Origin of the sequence: Dolichospermum sp. UHCC 0406 (assembly GCF_009712025.1) — a bacterium.
GTDB classification, from domain to species: Bacteria; Cyanobacteriota; Cyanobacteriia; order Cyanobacteriales; family Nostocaceae; genus Dolichospermum; species Dolichospermum lemmermannii.
The window spans coordinates 43,062-57,717 of the sequence record NZ_VILA01000035.1; the positions used below are offsets into that span (position 1 = coordinate 43,062).

Sequence of the window (14,656 nt, forward strand, 5' to 3'; positions counted from 1 at the left end):
ATTAAGTATACAGACAAAGGATCGGATTTTCTATTTAGATCATTTAGGGAAAAGTTTAAATCTCAGAATTCAGCGATTAAGACTAAGGATGAAGAATACTAATCGAAAAAGCGATAAATTAGCTCCAGATATTCTCGAAAATCTCCCTGTTAAATGTAAAAAAAATGATATTTTGAATTCTTAACATTTTGGGAAAGAGCATTTATTTAACCGGAAAGACTGGGAAAAATCAGAATTTGATAAAGTGTCTACCTAGATTTTTGTTAACAATTGTTCATAAAATATATATTTGAGTAAGTGTCAATGAATAATTTTTTTTGTGCTGATCATTCACGAGAAATACAAGAAGATGTTATTGGTAGTGCTACCAACCACCAAACCTATATATTAGTAGAATGTCCTACCCCTTGGGTTTCTGAAGCCTTTAATTCTAAATGGGTTCCAGATAATTTACGGATTTTGGTTGCAGATGTCAAACGTGCTAAATTATCAATTCATTTTCTATTAATTGCTAATGATGAAACACACAGGGAAGAACAAACAACTTTATTAATTTATCAGCAAGAAAAGGGATCAAGTAACGGATACCGAAAACAAGAATTTAAATTACCAAATATTGAACAAGTAGCAGGAGTAGTCAGGAAATGGTTAACTGGAGTCAGTGTTGATGATGAAATAGCATCCAATACCACAAGAGATATATTAGTTTGTACCCATGGTAGCCATGATCAATGTTGTGCAAAATATGGCAATCCTTTTTACTTTCATGCTCAAAATACCATCTTTGATTTACAGTTAAATCATCTCAGAATTTGGAGATCAAGTCACTTTGGTGGACATAGATTTGCACCCACAGCCATAGATTTTCCCCAAGGCAGATATTACGGAGTTCTGGATCAAGATACCTTTAAATCAATTCTTACCCAAACTGGAAATATAGAATGTTTAAATAAAGTTTATCGCGGTTGGGGAATTTTACCAAATCCCTTGCAAATTTTGGAAAGAGAACTCATGCTGCGTTTAGGTTGGGATTGGTTTAACTATAAAGTCACAGGGAAAATTCTGGAGAAAAGCCTAGATAATCAGACAATTTTAGGTGAGTTAAGTTTTGAACAACCTTCTGGAACTCTCTATACTTACCAGGCCAAACTTGTAAAAGATGATATAAAAACACAAACCCTCAAAGGTTCTTGTGATGCTTCAAGAGAGGTAGTATATGTGAAATATGCTGTATCTAATCTTTGGCTTGTAGCTAAAAAAGTAGCAACTTATAGCTAATATATATTAAGAGTCAGTCGTCAGTGGTCAGTAGGGGCGAAGCATTTGGAAGATAAATTATCGGTCATTGCCAAAAATAGTTCTCCAAATGCTTCGCCCGTACAGTTGTCAGTGGTCAGTAGGGGCGAAGCATTTGGAAGATAAATTATCGGTCATTGCCAAAAATAGTTCTCCAAATGCTTCGCCCGTACAGTTGTCAGTTGTCAGTAGGGGCGAAGCATTTGGAAGATAAATTATCGGTCATTGCCAAAAATAGTTCTCCAAATGCTTCGCCCGTACAGTTGTCAGTTGTCAAAAAGAAGAAAGAAGAAAGAAGAAGTTTTAATTGTGTCACCGCAACTTCTCAATACCCAGTGCAAGATATAAGATAAATTCTATGGAGTAGAAAAATCAAAAAATGTCTAACAACCGTTCTGGAATCTTTATTGGTGGTTTGATGTTAGGAGCAGCTATTGGCACTTTAGCAGGTTTATTAGTTGCTCCCCGCACAGGACTGGAAACCCGTAAACTTGTCAAAAAATCTGCCAATGCTATCCCCGAATTAGCAGAAGATATCACGACCAGCGTGCAAATTCAGGCAGATCGTCTTTCTAATAGCACCCTGCAAAACTGGGATGAAACCGTAGACAGACTGCGGGATGCGATCGCAGTTGGCATAGACGCTACCCAGCGCGAAAGCCAAAACTTAAACAAAAAAAATACTGTTGATGTCAGCAGCATCACAAACGATACTGATCCTTTGACCGAAAAACTAGAACGTTCATAAGTGGCATAACCGTGATTGATCCTTTGTTTTGGCTGGGACTATCCATCCTCCTAGTTGCTGCTAGTCTAACAGCCGTTTTGGTGGCAGCCATACCCGCTTTGCAGGAAGTAGCCCATGCTGCTCGCAGTGCCGAAAAATTCTTTGATACCCTTTCACGGGAGTTGCCACCCACTCTCAACGCTATCCGCAACACCACCTTAGAAATAACCGAATTAACCGATGATGTTAGTGAAGGTGTTAAAAGTGCCGGTCAAGTTGTCAAACAATTTGATCAAAGTCTAGATACCGCCAAAAAACAAGCAGAAAATCTACAAATTAGCACCCGTAGTGTCTTCGTCGGCTTTAAAGCAGCTTGGACAAGCTTCGCTCGCAAAAAAAAACCAGGAGAAATGCGAAAACGCTGATCATTGAGAACGGGATTAAACACTGCCAAAACTGATCAACAGCGAGTAGTCACCAATTCCTAATTTCTCCATCAGATTTTGCTGAGATATCTAATATTAGAGTAAGGTAAAGAAGTGTAAAGAAGTATCACTTTTACATTAATCTTTGAAAAGCACTTTTTACATTCTCCCCTAGATAATAGTATAAGAACGTTCATGCACCTGTGTTTTTGGCGACGAATTTTAGTATCAATTGCCGTATTTGGCTTTATTGGCTCAATTTGGGCAATTAATTCTCCATCTGCCCTAGCTTATGAAAATCCCGATTTGCTACCCAGCTTTGTCACCCCAGTAGTAGATTTAGCAAAAACTCTCCCTGACCCCCAAGAAGAAAAGCTAGTTAAAGAATTAGAGCAGTTTGAAACTGATACTGGTTGGAAATTGCGCGTTTTAACCCAATACGACCGCACCCCAGGGAGAGCAGTAATCAAATATTGGGGTTTAGATGATAAAAGCATCCTCCTAGTAGCAGATGCTCGTGGTGGTAACATCCTCAGCTTTAGTGTTGGTGATGCCGTTTATGAATTCTTACCCCGCACCTTCTGGATTGAACTACAAACCCGCTTTGGTAACTTATACTTTGTCCGTGAAGAAGGAGAAGATCAAGCCATTCTCCAGGCTCTAAATTCAGTGAAAGGTTGCTTACTCAAAGGCGGTTGTAACGTCGTTCCTGGACTCCCTAGAGAACAATGGATACTCACCCTTGTTACCTCTGCTGTTGGGGGGATTATTTGTGGTTTTGCTGCCCAACCGCGCGGCGACAAAAAGATACTTGGTTGGCAATGGGCGTTAATTTTCTCACCTTTATGGGGAATATTATTTATTGCCTTCGGTATTGCTCCAGTTATTACCCGGACAAGCGATTGGTTGCCTCTCGTCCGCAATATTTCCGCTTTTGCCATTGGTGCTTTAGTAGCTTATTTATCCCCCGTGTTTAGTCGGACTTCCTCTAACGCTGAATCCTGAAAAGTTATAGGATACTGACTGGTAACTGGCAACTAGAAATAAATTCTGCCCAATTACTAATTGCCAATTACCAATCAACAAAGACTACGCACGGAAACTGATAAGCTAAAAACTAATACATTAAATAACAATGGAATGGCACGTAACTGACGCTCAAAGTTTGGCAATTATTGATACTGAAATTGGTGATCATATTTTTTCACCAGCAGAGTATGAAATCGTCCGCCGCGTAGTTTATGCTACAGCAGATTTAGAGTATAAATCCTTAATCCGGTTTTCAGAACAAGCATTACAAGCTGGAGCAGCCGCCCTAGTAGCACGTACTACCATTGTCGTAGATGCACCAATGGTACAAGCAGCCATAGCCCATGATATTCAAAATACATTTGCTAATCCAGTGTATTGCAGTATGGAAGCACTAACACGACCCCAAAAAGAAAAAACCCTTGCTGCTTGGGGGATTGAAACCCTAGCTAGGCGTTATCCAGAGGGAATATTTGTAGTTGGTCAAGCACAAACAGCATTAACTGCACTGGTTGAATTAATTGCAGCCGAAGAAATTAGACCCGCTTTAGTCATTGCTACCCCCGTAGGTTTTGCCAATTTAGAACCAGTAAAAGCACGATTACAAGAATCTCTAGTTCCTTACATCACTATTGAAGGTCGCAAGGGTAACGCTGTCGTAGCTGCTGCCATTGTTGACGGCTTAGTAGACTTGGCTTGGCAAGCCTATGGACAGGATAGAACTGGAGGGGGTTGAAGAGGTAGGGGAGGTAGGGGAGGTTGGGGAGGTAGGGGAGGTTGGGGAGGTTGGGGAGGTTGGGGAAGTAGGGAGAAGATTTTTACCAATCACCAATCACCAATTACCAATCACCAATGACCAATCACCAATCACCAATCACCAATTACCAATGACCAATCACCAATCACCAATCACCAATCACCAATCACCAATCACCAATCACCAATCACCAATTACCAATCACCAATCACCAATCACCAATTACCAATCACCAATCACCAATCACCAATCACCAATCACCAATCACCAATCACCAATCACCAATCACCAATCACCAATCACCTACTTCCCTGTCTTCGGTGAACGGCGGCGGGGTTTTCTTTCCTGGTTTGCACGCAAGCGGACACTAACTTCATTAAAAAAGTCTTTGCGGACATAAGGATAATCGCTTACCCATAGATCACGACTAGGAATATATATATCGCTGAATTCTTCAATTGTGCTTAAATCAGAACTATTTGACATAACCACCATTTCAGCTATTTGACCACGAGAAATGACTTTGTGGGCGTTGCGTAATGGGGCTTCAAACTCCACACTAAATCCTGTGTCGTCGCCTATTTCTAAGTTAATGCGCTTTTCACGGTTTTCGATGATGACTAACTCACCTTTGCCGTTAACGGTTTCCTGTTTGCCCATTAACTTATCTGTAATCCACCAGTCTAGCACTCGTCCCCGGAAAAAGCCACTGTATTTATAACGGCGGCATTTTCCATTGCGGATACTTGCTTGAAATACGGGATACCAAAGCCAAAAGAAAGCACCAAATACTCCAAAAAAGAAGATTAACCCAAATTCCAATCTAAACAAGAATTGCATGAGCAATAGCACAGCTAAGGTAACTACAGAAATTAGTATCCGCTGCACAAAATTGCTTAACTTTCCCCAATAGTATTTATATTGTGGTCCAGAGGCAACCAGGGGAATGATTTGTTCAAATTTTTGGCGAGTTAGGGGAACGAGCATATTTTTGGCTTTTGGCTTGGAGATGGAAAAATCGCAATTTTCAAGGTAAGGATTCAGAATAGAGAATATGGAAGTCAAGATAATAATGGCTTTTGGAGTCAACTTTGATGAGGTTGAGAAAATTTCACTTCTCTCTATATTTATTATTATTCTGACTCCTGACTCCTGACTCCTGACTCCTGACTCCTTGCTTTTAAAGTATTTTTTCTAATCCATATACTAATGACTTTAGCTGATTAACTTTGCGGATGGCTAATATTACTCCTGGCATATAACAGGCGCGATCGCTGGTATCATGACGTAAGGTGTAAATTTGCCCTGCTGCACCGAAAATCACTTCTTGGTGGGCAATGAGTCCCGGTAAGCGGATACTATGAATTCTAATCCCTTCATCTGCTAAACTGCCTCTAGCTCCGGCTATTTTCTCCGTTTCTTCCACAATAGCAGTGTTAAAGGTTTTACCCATTTCACCTAATAGTTGAGCGGTTTGAATGGCTGTACCGCTGGGAGCATCTGCTTTTTGGTTATGATGGAGTTCGATAATTTCTACATGATCAAAATACTGGGAAGCTCTCACAGCGGCTTCTTGGAGTAGTACCATACCAATGGAAAAGTTAGGAATAACTAAACAACCGGTACTGGCTTTTTCCGCAAAATCGGCTAATTCTTCCAGTTGTGCGGGACTTAAACCTGTAGTTCCCACCACTGGACGAATTCCATAGGCGATCGCACTGCGAATATTATTATAAACTGCATCAGGATGGGTAAAATCAACTAATACCCCCGGTTGCATCTGTCTTTCCCCAGCCACATACCCCAACATTGGCTCTAATTGATTGGTAATTGGTACTTCCAAGGGTTCACTTAAACCCGCTAATTCCCCCGCGTCTTTACCTTGATGTTCGGGAGTTGTGTCAATTGCACCCATTAAAATCAAATCAGACGCTTGGGCTACTGCTTTAATTACTTCACGTCCCATTTTACCAGCAGCACCGTTAACGATAACGGGAATAGAACCTTGATTGCTCATAGATTTAACAATTATTTTTAATTGAACAGAGAAATTGTCTCACAAATGCAAGTTTTATAAAATTGATTTGTTTTCGACTACGCAACCATCAATAGTAATTGATCTTGTCAAAAAAGTTAAGTAACAATATAATTATATTATTATAGATATGATTAAAATTATAGAAGCATTGCATTTCTTATCATAGGAACACTTGTATTATTTTATTTATGTCAACTTATAAATTTCTCCCCTATTAATTAGAACTTTTCCCGTCAATAAATCCTTCACAGTTGCTAATAAAATCCGTCGAGAATCTACCTCAAATAACACCGATATTCTATCCATTCCTGCTTCACCTAGTGGGTTAAGTTTTGCCACACAAACCTGTTGATTTTGATTATCTAGGGAACGGTAACTTTCTTGATGTTGGAGAGTGCTAGAAGTCATTCTTCCCGAAGCATCAAACGCAATTTCTGTTTGTGACATATCACCTAATTCACCAATATCTAAACGAATCTCTTTTTGTCCATTATTTGCAACTTGCAGATTTAACCATTCTTGACGTTGACAAGGATATTTTTCACCTTTGGTAAATAAGCGATGATAAATATAACTTTTGCTATAATTTTCCCATAAACGAATCGCGTAACTATGACGGAGAAAATCATCTATTTCGGTAATCTGCGTTATTGCTAATGCACCATGACACACAGCATCAAAAGGTTTATCTAATTTTACTTTATTTTTACCAAAATAGGAAATAATTAATTGTTGAACTGCGGGAATTAAACAACTTCCTCCCACTAATAAAACTTGTTCAATATCATTTTTACTAATACCCTTTCGCAAAGCAGAAGCTAAAACTTCATCTAAGGTATCTCGTAACTGTTGTAAAAACTGTCTATATTCTAAAATCTCCTCTAATTTTTCACGATTGATTTTTAATTCATAAGACATAAAAGATTCATCATCAAACCAACTTTCAGCCACGGATTGATTTTTTGATAATTGAATTTTTAACCTTTCCGCAATTTCTAATAAATTTTGATAACCAATTTTCCCAACTTGTTCTGGTGTTAGATTTTGAGAACGTAAATAATCATCAACTATCCAAACATCAATATCTTCACCACCTACATAAGCTTCCGACTTAGCTAAAACCTCAGCGCGTAAACTGTTATTTTCATGAGAATTATTCACAGTTTTAACCAAACTCAAATCGAGAGTTCCCCCACCAAAATCTACTACTAAAATTAACTTACCAGGGCGTTTTACAGCATATCCTAAAGCTGCTGCTGTAGATTCATCTATAACTGATACTTGAGAAACATTTAATTTTGTCCCCAAATCTCGAAACCAATCTAAATAACGTTCAAAAGCACCAACAGGAACAGTAAAAATTAAATGACTAGGTTGGATATTTTGCCTTTTTATTTCTGTCCAAATAGTTTGGATAAACAACTCAGAAACAGAAATAGCATTATAATTTATCCCATCAATTTGGATTGCTGGTGGTTGATAATCTCCAGCTAAATCGCGTTTAAACTTTTTAAATAATCTTTCAGGAGGATAACTTTGAGAAAGTCCTAATCTTTGACTTCTCACACCTTCACCTAATATGATATTATTACCTGATTTAATAAACATTAAACTAGGAATAACGGGATATTCTAATCTTTCACCTTGAGGATTGACACCCAAAAACAAACGGGATAAATTAGGAAAACGTAAACTTTTAGGTAATTGAGTATCAGCTTCTAAAATACTAATTACAGTATTACTTGTACCAAAATCAATTGCGATAGTTGTCATAATTTGAGGAGTCAGGAGTCAGAAATACCGCCTGGGAATGAATTCCCAGTCTCATAGCTAAAGTCATCTAAAGATGACTAAATAGCTCAAAAATTTTTAGTAAACTTTAGTTTACTTTAACTATTAGCCCAAAAATTCATTTCTGGGCGGGTAAGGAAGCTAACAGATTTATATTTAATTATTATCAAATCCTCCGGGTAGAGTGCGACTAACTTTTGCAGGATAGAGAACTTTATCACCATTTTGATAACCAATAAAACGAATATATACTAATTCCCCTTCTTGAATATCATCACTATCAGCTTGATGTAATTGGGGATTATAATTAACCTGTTTCCAAGTTTCACCAATAGCAGTATAACCCCAATTGGTAATTAAATTATCTAAAGATGTAAATAGGAAAGTTAGGTTTTTAGCAGGTAATTCAGGTTTAGCTAAAGCCATTTTTTTAACTGTGGGATAATTGCTGAGTAAAGTTTGTAATTGGGTGAAAGTTTCCTGTTGAAAATCAGTTTGTAATTGTTGAGATTGTTGTTTTAATTCCTCCCTGAGTCGTTGACATTGAATTTCTAAATCTTTGATTTTCTGTTCTGTGTCTGGAGAAGTTACAGGTTGATTATTAATAGATGTATTTTGATTATTTGCTGGGAATAAAAACCGCAGAATGATATAAACAATGATTACGAGAATTACAGCAAAAGCAACTTGATTAATTTGTTCTAGCATATTATTTGTTTATGTAGCTGGTTTGATTCTCGTTCCCAGTCTCCAGACTGGGAATGCAATTCTCGTTTCTCGTTCCCAGTCTCCAGACTGGGAATGCAATCCTAGAGGTTCTACCTCTATTTTATCAGAAGAGGCAGAGCCTCTATACTGCATTCCTTGTCAGAGACAAGGAACGAGTATTTATGGTTTACTGCTGTTGTAAGGATTGATTTTCGGAAGTGGTAATTAACTCATCATCTTGATAATATTCCGGTAACAATTCCTGAGATTCTATTTCTCCCAAGGACTTTTCTAACCCTTTTGTTGTTTCCACACAACTAGAACCGATTGCATTTAAAACCCGTTCCACAATTTTACCATCTTTACCAATGCGATATTCAACTTTTTGATATTCAGCCATAATGATTTTTCCTTTTGTCCTCAGATCCCCGACTTCTTACCTTATTTAATCATTTATTGATAAAATCTTAAAAAGAAGTCGGGGATCTTATTTAAACCCATCTACCAACTAAAACCCGCACCGTACCATCCTCTAAAACTTCCTCTTCTTCCACACTAAAACCCTCAGTTTGTATGGTTTCCATCAAAGTTTTATGGGCGTACTTTTGACTAATATTATTAATAAACTCCTGCTGATTAATTTTCGCACCCCAAAAATCAGCCACTAACTCATAACCTTCTCCATTTTGACGAAAACCCAAATCATAACCATTAGATTGCTTAATCACATATTCAGCATTAATTGTATCACCCATATAACCCCGAACCTGAGTATTTTGTTCAACCTGATAACCCAACTCCTTTAATACTTGAAGCAAAACTTCACCCTGCTTAATTTGCACCTTGATAGTTGTAAAATGAGACATAAAAAATCAACTCCTACGAAAAATCTCTCCAAAACCTCTTCCCTCCGCGTCCTCCGCGCCTCTGCGGTTCGTTTTCTTTTATTATTTAATCCACCTCCAAAGGACCCAAACCCTGCTGCTGAGAATAAACCTTCAACTCCTCAATTAACAGCGTATCAACAGAAGCAGTTCTTGCGCCAGCTTCCGCAGCCCAGCGTTTTAAACTAGTAATTTGTTCCTTAGCAATAGCCGCCAAAGGAACAGTTTCCGACACCGCCGCTAAAATATCTTCAGTGTGAAAATCACGCCTATTACCATCAATTAAACTACCAAAAGCGCGGTGCATACCATCAATAATTACCTGTTGAATTTCCGCACCGCTAAAATTTTCGCTATGACTTGCAAGTTTCTGTAAATCAAAATCTCGCAGTCGGGAAGGACGGATTTTTTGCAAATGGACTTTAAAAATATCATGGCGTTCTTTTTCCGTGGGTAAATTTAAAAAGAAAATTTCATCAAATCGCCCTTTCCTTAATAACTCCGCTGGTAATATTTGCACATTATTAGCAGTAGCCACCATAAACACCGGACTGGTTTTTTCTTGCATCCAGGTAATGAGTGTACCAAATACCCGGCGCGATGTGCCAGAGTCACCATCTGTACCACTATTAATATTACCAAATGCCTTATCTATTTCATCCATCCATAATACACAGGGTGATATTGCTTCTGCTAATTGTATCATTTGGCGAATGCGACTTTCACTTTCTCCGACTATTCCCCCAAATAATCTGCCCACGTCTAAACGTAACAATGGTAAACGCCATTCATGGGCGATAGTTTTAGCTGATAATGATTTACCTGTTCCTTGGATTCCTACTAATAAAACGCCTTTGGGGTTGGGTATTCCATAACGTCGTGCTTCTTCGGTAAAAGCATCTTGACGCATTCGCACCCACTGTTTGAGATTTTCTAAGCCACCGACGTTTTTTAATGATTCATTGGCGGTGTAAAATTCTAAGATTCCGGTTTGGCGAACTGCTTGTTTTTTCTCTTCTAAAACTCTATCAATATCTGTTTCGTTGACTTGTCCTTTGGCTGCTAAAGCGGCGGCTAAAACTCTTCTAATTCTGGCGCGACTTAATCCTTGACAGGCTTTGATTAATTGTTCTTTTCCTAGTCCATTTAAGTTAAGTTTTTCAGGTACTATTAATTGCTGAATTAAATAATCAATTTCTTGGATGTTGGGTAAGGGAAAATCAATTACTGTAATTTCTTCTTGTAGTTCTGGGGGAATGGTTAATGTATGACTGGTGAGGATGAGGGTTTGACGTGTGCGTTTGAGTTGACGGGTGAGGTTTTTGATAGCCCGAATTACGGGAGCATTTTTTTCTGTTTCGGGGTTTTTGAGGATAAAATGGATGTCTCGCAATACAAATATTGTGGTTGTATTTTCTGGGGTTTTGGTAATTCTTGATAATGCACCCATGACTGAACCTTTATCAGTTCCGTTGTCATCCCAACCGGTGACGATATCCCATAATAATAGTTGTCGTGGTGTCTGGGATATTTGGGTGAGTTGTTGGAGGACTTGTTCTATTGGTTCTTCTTCGACTCCGACTATATATAGTAGGGGATAGCGGGCGCGAAGCATGAGGTCTATTTGTTGGAGTAGTTGTTGATGGGGGTTATTCATTATGTATAAATAAGGGAGTTAGTTGTTAGTTTATTGGGGTTTTTATTTCGCGCAAAGTCGCCAAGGAGCAAAGACGCAAAGAAGAAAATTTTTTGTCTGATAGCGTAGCGTGGCGTAAGCCATATCAGGATGCCCAGGATTTGAGGATGTACAGGATGTGATTGTTTGATTATTGGTTAGTTGTTATTAGTATAGAGGAAATTGAATATTTATGAAGTGAGATGGAAGATTATTGTCAGAATCAGGATGTCCAGGATTTAAGGATGTACAGGATGTGATTGTTTGATTATTCGTTAGTTGTTGATGATTAGTTTAGAGAAAAGTGAAATATTTATGAAGTGAGATGGAAGAATAAATATATGAATCTCATCTATCAACCATCAAATAACAATCCTGTCAATCCTTTAATCCTGGATATCCTGATTCAGACAAAAAAATTTTTCTCGCTATGCGAGAGGGATAAGACAAGAAAAGAGCAAGAGGGCAAAAGCGCATAGTGCTATTAAGTCCTCGCCGCACCACTACACACAACCCGAAAACCAATATTGTAGTCGTTGTAGCCGAGATTGTGGTTGCTGCGATAAGCAGAACGGCAATTCTCAGGATAGTTGTTCCACGAACCACCGCGCAGCAGCCTTACATTGGTATCAGTATCTAGCCATGCGCTTCCATCTGTCGGCGCACCTTTATAGCTACTATGCCAACTGTCTTGACACCACTCCCAGACATTGCCGTGCATATCGTATAAGCCAAAATTATTCGCTACTTCAAAGCTGCCTACTTCTGTTGTTTTGCCTCGGTAAATTCCTTTAATCCCACCGCCATAAGTGTAGTTACCACTATAGTTAGCTAAATCCGTTGTAATCGTCTCTCCAAAGTGAAATGGTGTGGTAGTTCCTGCTCGACAAGCATATTCCCATTCGGCTTCACTTGGCAATCTGTAGGTTTTTCCTGTCCTTTTACTCAACTTTTGACAGAAAGTCACCGCATTATTCCAATTAGTGCTTTCAACGGGGCGATTACTACCATTGCAATAAGAAGAGTTAGTTCCCATAATAGCTTGATATTGTGCTTGTGTTACTGGATATTTTCCCATGAAGAAACTAGGAACAGTCACTTGATGTTGGGGACTTTCAGCAGTCCATCTTCCTTCCTCATTTTCTGGTGAACCCATCATAAAAGTACCACCAGGAATTACAGCCATTTCTAAAGTTACACCATTACCCAAATCTTCTATAAAATATCTGGCTATACGCTGCTGACGCTGAATGATTCTACCAGATTTATTAACTGTTACTACTTCAATTTGTTCTAATTTTAAACCTTGTTGATAAGGATTTTGTAATAGTTGCTTAATTCTTGGTTCTGTTCTAGAATTTAATATTAAATAAGCCGCATTTTGAATATCCCAAGATTTATCTTTTAAACCTGCAATCACCAAATCTAAACCCTGTTCTCCATAATTCACAGCTTGCTCAAGTGCAGCGATTTTCACCTGTGCATCTGGATTTTGTAACCGTAATTTTACCCCTTCAATACCACCTAAAACGGCAGCACCTTCTAGTGATGGACTATTACCACCAAGCACAGCATCGTATTCTCGCGGTTGTTGTGGATTATTCATGATTCGTTAATCGTTGGTTTCATGTATGCTGTATATAAAATAGCATATTTGGATAATTTTGTTATTTGTTTACATAATTTTAATATTGTCAGAATCAGGATGTCCAGGATTTAAGGATGTACAGGATGTGATTGTTTAATTATTGGTTAGGTGTTGATGATTAGTATGGAGAAAGGTTAATTTTTATGAAATTACCGTAATAATCAATACATCATTCACGTCTAGTAATCATCAAATAACAATCCTGTAAATCCTCTAATCCTGGTTATCCTGATTCTGACAAAAGGTTAATTTTTATGAAATTACTGTAATAATCAATACATCATTTACCTCTATCAATCATCAAATAACAATCCTGTCAATCCTTTAATCCTGGTTATCCTGATTCAGACAAAATATTATAAACTGAGTCATTAACCATCAAATAACAATCCTGTAAATCCTCTAATCCTGGTTATCCTGATTCTGACAAAATAGCCTCAATTTATAAACTATCAATATTCGTCTTGGCAAAATTCAGAATTTCTATAGTTCTTTGAATAATCAGATCCGCATCAGCTTCTGTAATATTAGGATCAGTATTATAATCACCTCGTAAACGAGTTCTTTCTGCATCAATTAAATAACGATGAAATTCACGAGGAACTCGTTCTGTTCGGGCAAATTTTTCTCCAAAAGCAGCAATAACGGCTGAATGTTTAGAATAAGCCAGTCCTTCCCCTTCTAAAAAAGCCGTAGCAATATAAAACATGGCATAATAACCACGAGAAGCAGCAAATTCAGTAAAACCTTTTTGGTTAAGTTCTTCTGCTGCTTGTAAACTCCTCTCAGCTTTTTCTAACAATCTTTGTTGTTCAGGATTCATATTACTAAACCATCTTTTCTAACATTACGAAAAAAACCACTATCATGATTTTCTAATTGTTCAGAATTAGCAAAAGCACAACTAATTAAAACATTATATTCTAAACACAAATCAGCGATTAATTGACTAATTTTTTCACTTTCTTGAGAATAGTTAAAAACATCTTTTAACACAATTAAAATATCAATATCTGAATCTGGTTGTGCTGTTCCTCTAGCTTGTGAACCATATAAAATTAGTTTTTCTAACTGTTCTCCATAAAGTTGTTTTAAGTTTTGCTGTACTTGGGTTAAAACAGTGGAAATAGGTTGATTTAGCATAATTTTTAATCAACAATTACTCTGAGTTAATGGTTACTTTGATGTATCCTATATTCAAAATAGCATATTATTGTCAGAATCAGGATGTCCAGGATTAAAGGATGTACAGGATGTGATTGTTTGATTATTGGTTAGTTGTTGATGATTGGTATAGATAAAAGTGAATATTTATAAAGTGAGATGGAAGAATAAATACATTATTCACGTCTAGTAATTATCAAATAATCATCCTGTTAATCCTCTAATCCTGGTTATCCTGATTCAGACAAAATATTATACTTTCTGAAAACCAGCTTCTCTCATATTAAGATCAGTGTTATAGCGGAGATTAAAAATATATATATTAAAAGTAATGTATTGGCTAAGTATATTTACTAGTTGCGTTAATCTCAATCTATGTTATATGATATGCAGGGGAAACGCATCTAAATTATCTTGACAGAATACTATATTAGTGCATCAATATGGGAAAATATCTAACTTCATTCAAAATCTGATAAATTCCTTTATTAAAATTATAAAAATTTCATAAATT

At 37.4% G+C, this 14,656-nt stretch carries 17 protein-coding genes and 1 pseudogene; 8 read left to right on the top strand and 10 right to left on the bottom strand.

Annotation, left to right across the window (positions count from 1 at the left end; genetic code table 11):
* The first annotated feature begins 303 nt into the window (after positions 1 to 303).
* From FJR09_RS24115 to FJR09_RS24145, 8 genes and pseudogenes are all read left to right on the top strand, one after another.
* Positions 304 to 1,278 (top strand): sucrase ferredoxin, encoded by a 975-nt coding sequence (locus FJR09_RS24115; protein WP_015079044.1) that lies wholly within the window; start codon positions 304 to 306, stop codon positions 1,276 to 1,278.
* Between the two features lie 88 nt (positions 1,279 to 1,366).
* A complete protein-coding gene (locus FJR09_RS25655; protein WP_254433206.1) occupies positions 1,367 to 1,510 on the top strand; it encodes a hypothetical protein in 144 nt (47 codons plus the stop codon).
* Positions 1,455 to 1,649: a hypothetical protein gene (locus FJR09_RS24120; RefSeq protein WP_015079045.1), complete on the top strand. Its 195-nt coding sequence runs from the start codon at positions 1,455 to 1,457 to the stop codon at positions 1,647 to 1,649. Before FJR09_RS25655 ends, FJR09_RS24120 begins: the two co-directional genes overlap by 56 nt.
* Before the next feature lie 26 nt (positions 1,650 to 1,675).
* Positions 1,676 to 2,044, top strand: coding sequence for a YtxH domain-containing protein (locus FJR09_RS24125; RefSeq protein WP_168653659.1), 369 nt, complete (start codon positions 1,676 to 1,678; stop codon positions 2,042 to 2,044).
* Positions 2,045 to 2,055: 11 nt separating this feature from the next.
* A pseudogene (locus FJR09_RS24130) lies at positions 2,056 to 2,421 on the top strand (hypothetical protein); the annotation flags it as partial.
* A gap of 222 nt (positions 2,422 to 2,643) precedes the next feature.
* Positions 2,644 to 3,453, top strand: coding sequence for a TPM domain-containing protein (locus tag FJR09_RS24135; RefSeq protein ID WP_148760737.1), 810 nt, complete (start codon positions 2,644 to 2,646; stop codon positions 3,451 to 3,453).
* A 130-nt stretch (positions 3,454 to 3,583) separates the two neighbouring features.
* Complete coding sequence (locus FJR09_RS24140) at positions 3,584 to 4,213, top strand: precorrin-8X methylmutase (protein WP_015079049.1); 630 nt, start codon at positions 3,584 to 3,586, stop codon at positions 4,211 to 4,213.
* Positions 4,185 to 4,634, top strand: a complete 450-nt coding sequence (locus FJR09_RS24145) for a hypothetical protein (RefSeq protein WP_168654217.1) — start codon at positions 4,185 to 4,187, stop codon at positions 4,632 to 4,634. The genes FJR09_RS24140 and FJR09_RS24145 overlap by 29 nt, the downstream gene beginning before the upstream one ends.
* Here FJR09_RS24145 and FJR09_RS24150 read toward each other — a convergent pair.
* From FJR09_RS24150 to FJR09_RS24195, 10 genes are all read right to left on the bottom strand, one after another.
* On the bottom strand, positions 4,538 to 5,221 hold the full coding sequence (locus FJR09_RS24150) for a phosphate ABC transporter permease (protein ID WP_168650636.1): 684 nt from the start codon (positions 5,219 to 5,221) through the stop codon (positions 4,538 to 4,540). The two genes, FJR09_RS24145 and FJR09_RS24150, sit on opposite strands and share 97 nt — an antisense overlap.
* A gap of 193 nt (positions 5,222 to 5,414) precedes the next feature.
* Entirely contained in the window at positions 5,415 to 6,251 is an 837-nt protein-coding gene (dapB, locus tag FJR09_RS24155) for a 4-hydroxy-tetrahydrodipicolinate reductase (RefSeq protein ID WP_168652593.1), read from the bottom strand.
* A 207-nt stretch (positions 6,252 to 6,458) separates the two neighbouring features.
* A complete protein-coding gene (locus FJR09_RS24160; RefSeq protein WP_015079053.1) occupies positions 6,459 to 8,045 on the bottom strand; it encodes an Hsp70 family protein in 1,587 nt (528 codons plus the stop codon).
* A gap of 174 nt (positions 8,046 to 8,219) precedes the next feature.
* A complete protein-coding gene (locus tag FJR09_RS24165; RefSeq protein ID WP_168650632.1) occupies positions 8,220 to 8,771 on the bottom strand; it encodes a nucleotide exchange factor GrpE in 552 nt (183 codons plus the stop codon).
* Positions 8,772 to 8,958: 187 nt separating this feature from the next.
* A complete protein-coding gene (locus FJR09_RS24170; protein ID WP_015079055.1) occupies positions 8,959 to 9,171 on the bottom strand; it encodes a DUF2997 domain-containing protein in 213 nt (70 codons plus the stop codon).
* Between the two features lie 91 nt (positions 9,172 to 9,262).
* A complete protein-coding gene (locus tag FJR09_RS24175) occupies positions 9,263 to 9,637 on the bottom strand; it encodes a DUF1257 domain-containing protein (RefSeq protein WP_168632997.1) in 375 nt (124 codons plus the stop codon).
* 85 nt (positions 9,638 to 9,722) lie between these two features.
* On the bottom strand, positions 9,723 to 11,312 hold the full coding sequence (locus FJR09_RS24180; RefSeq protein WP_168652594.1) for an AAA family ATPase: 1,590 nt from the start codon (positions 11,310 to 11,312) through the stop codon (positions 9,723 to 9,725).
* Between the two features lie 502 nt (positions 11,313 to 11,814).
* Positions 11,815 to 12,936, bottom strand: a complete 1,122-nt coding sequence (locus tag FJR09_RS24185; RefSeq protein ID WP_168652595.1) for an SUMF1/EgtB/PvdO family nonheme iron enzyme — start codon at positions 12,934 to 12,936, stop codon at positions 11,815 to 11,817.
* 484 nt (positions 12,937 to 13,420) lie between these two features.
* On the bottom strand, positions 13,421 to 13,801 hold the full coding sequence (locus FJR09_RS24190) for a HEPN domain-containing protein (protein ID WP_015079059.1): 381 nt from the start codon (positions 13,799 to 13,801) through the stop codon (positions 13,421 to 13,423).
* Positions 13,798 to 14,121, bottom strand: a complete 324-nt coding sequence (locus FJR09_RS24195; RefSeq protein WP_015079060.1) for a nucleotidyltransferase domain-containing protein — start codon at positions 14,119 to 14,121, stop codon at positions 13,798 to 13,800. Before FJR09_RS24195 ends, FJR09_RS24190 begins: the two co-directional genes overlap by 4 nt.
* Positions 14,122 to 14,656 lie beyond the last annotated feature (535 nt).

What these genes read in the sequence shown, in the direction of transcription:
- FJR09_RS24115 (WP_015079044.1), top strand. Translation starts at nt 304, where the DNA reads ATGAATAATTTTTTTTGTGCTGATCATTCACGAGAAATACAAGAAGAT.
- FJR09_RS25655 (WP_254433206.1), top strand. Translation starts at nt 1,367, where the DNA reads ATGCTTCGCCCGTACAGTTGTCAGTGGTCAGTAGGGGCGAAGCATTTG.
- FJR09_RS24120 (WP_015079045.1), top strand. Translation starts at nt 1,455, where the DNA reads ATGCTTCGCCCGTACAGTTGTCAGTTGTCAGTAGGGGCGAAGCATTTG.
- FJR09_RS24125 (WP_168653659.1), top strand. Translation starts at nt 1,676, where the DNA reads ATGTCTAACAACCGTTCTGGAATCTTTATTGGTGGTTTGATGTTAGGA.
- FJR09_RS24135 (WP_148760737.1), top strand. Translation starts at nt 2,644, where the DNA reads ATGCACCTGTGTTTTTGGCGACGAATTTTAGTATCAATTGCCGTATTT.
- FJR09_RS24140 (WP_015079049.1), top strand. Translation starts at nt 3,584, where the DNA reads ATGGAATGGCACGTAACTGACGCTCAAAGTTTGGCAATTATTGATACT.
- FJR09_RS24145 (WP_168654217.1), top strand. Translation starts at nt 4,185, where the DNA reads ATGGACAGGATAGAACTGGAGGGGGTTGAAGAGGTAGGGGAGGTAGGG.
- FJR09_RS24150 (WP_168650636.1), bottom strand. Translation starts at nt 5,221, where the DNA reads ATGCTCGTTCCCCTAACTCGCCAAAAATTTGAACAAATCATTCCCCTG.
- dapB (WP_168652593.1), bottom strand. Translation starts at nt 6,251, where the DNA reads ATGAGCAATCAAGGTTCTATTCCCGTTATCGTTAACGGTGCTGCTGGT.
- FJR09_RS24160 (WP_015079053.1), bottom strand. Translation starts at nt 8,045, where the DNA reads ATGACAACTATCGCAATTGATTTTGGTACAAGTAATACTGTAATTAGT.
- FJR09_RS24165 (WP_168650632.1), bottom strand. Translation starts at nt 8,771, where the DNA reads ATGCTAGAACAAATTAATCAAGTTGCTTTTGCTGTAATTCTCGTAATC.
- FJR09_RS24170 (WP_015079055.1), bottom strand. Translation starts at nt 9,171, where the DNA reads ATGGCTGAATATCAAAAAGTTGAATATCGCATTGGTAAAGATGGTAAA.
- FJR09_RS24175 (WP_168632997.1), bottom strand. Translation starts at nt 9,637, where the DNA reads ATGTCTCATTTTACAACTATCAAGGTGCAAATTAAGCAGGGTGAAGTT.
- FJR09_RS24180 (WP_168652594.1), bottom strand. Translation starts at nt 11,312, where the DNA reads ATGAATAACCCCCATCAACAACTACTCCAACAAATAGACCTCATGCTT.
- FJR09_RS24185 (WP_168652595.1), bottom strand. Translation starts at nt 12,936, where the DNA reads ATGAATAATCCACAACAACCGCGAGAATACGATGCTGTGCTTGGTGGT.
- FJR09_RS24190 (WP_015079059.1), bottom strand. Translation starts at nt 13,801, where the DNA reads ATGAATCCTGAACAACAAAGATTGTTAGAAAAAGCTGAGAGGAGTTTA.
- FJR09_RS24195 (WP_015079060.1), bottom strand. Translation starts at nt 14,121, where the DNA reads ATGCTAAATCAACCTATTTCCACTGTTTTAACCCAAGTACAGCAAAAC.